The following is a 966-nucleotide window of genomic DNA, read 5'->3' as shown; positions in this document are numbered from 1 at the left end:
AAATTCAAACATTTTGATTCCGCAAACATTTTCAATTCCGCAACTTTGGAATTCCGTTTCAATTTTCGTGCGAGTAAAAATTCCGCAAACTTACTTAATTCATAATTTCTATAAACTTGCTAAACTCCGCATTTTAAAAAATCTAACGAGCGAGAGAGTGTTCCACAAATATTCAGTTTTTTTGTTTTTTAGAGTTTCAATTCCGCATTTTTGGATTTTTGAGCAATGAAATATAACGTGTTGTATAAGAAAAGTGCGGTTTTAGTATGCGAGGATTTTCCGAAGGGAAATACCGCTAATAAAAAAGCACTAGCCTTTGGTTTTAGCACTATCTACCGCATTTTTTTTATACGGTGTTGTGGTGCGTTTTTTTAATTCAGATTCTAATGATTCAATCTTTTTATTCAACTCTTTTATTTCAGTTTTTTGATTTTCAATTTTATTATTATCAATATAATTTAACCAGCCTAAAATGGCAGTAGAAATTCCAAATATGATAGCAATTCCAATTTTAATAACATCAGGAGTAATTTTACTCCTTTGTGCTTTTTTTTGGCTAACTTTTTCAGACTCCAAAAAAGATGAATAAGAACCATAATTTTCAATCACTTGTTTTCCGTTATAATTTATCATTACAGAAAACTGGTCATAATTCGTTTGTTTCACTAAATCACGTTCAAGCATTTCCTCAAGAATTGACTCAATTAATATTCGGTCTTTTATTCCAAATTCAGTTTCTGAAATATCTAAAAGACTACAAAATCCTTTTTGGTTTTCGTATCTATGATTTAGTAATTTATCAAATAATTCAGTTCTATTCATATAGTTTTGTCAAATGCACCACAACGTTTTGGTATAAAAATTTTTGCGATTTAAAAATGCGGCAAATTTTCCACCGGAAAATTAGAAGCATTTTTAAAAAAGCAAAAAGCTTTGATAAGGCATAAATTTAAGCAATTTTTTTTA

1 protein-coding gene is annotated in these 966 nt (G+C 28.8%); it reads right to left on the bottom strand.

The features are described from left to right. Positions 1 to 309 precede the first annotated feature (309 nt). Positions 310 to 822 carry a hypothetical protein gene (locus tag SHK09_RS15195; protein ID WP_319811642.1) on the bottom strand — a complete coding sequence of 171 codons (513 nt, stop codon included), beginning with the start codon at positions 820 to 822 and terminating at the stop codon, positions 310 to 312. Between the last annotated feature and the right edge of the window lie 144 nt (positions 823 to 966).

It is taken from the genome of Polaribacter sp. PL03 (assembly GCF_033875165.1).
GTDB lineage: Bacteria > Bacteroidota > Bacteroidia > Flavobacteriales > Flavobacteriaceae > Polaribacter.
The sequence above is the reverse complement of the archived record's forward strand: the minus strand, read 5'-3'. Positions and strand labels throughout refer to the sequence as shown.

Excerpts from the sequence above, each read along its gene's own strand:
- SHK09_RS15195 (WP_319811642.1), bottom strand. The coding sequence starts at position 822 with ATGAATAGAACTGAATTATTTGATAAATTACTAAATCATAGATACGAA.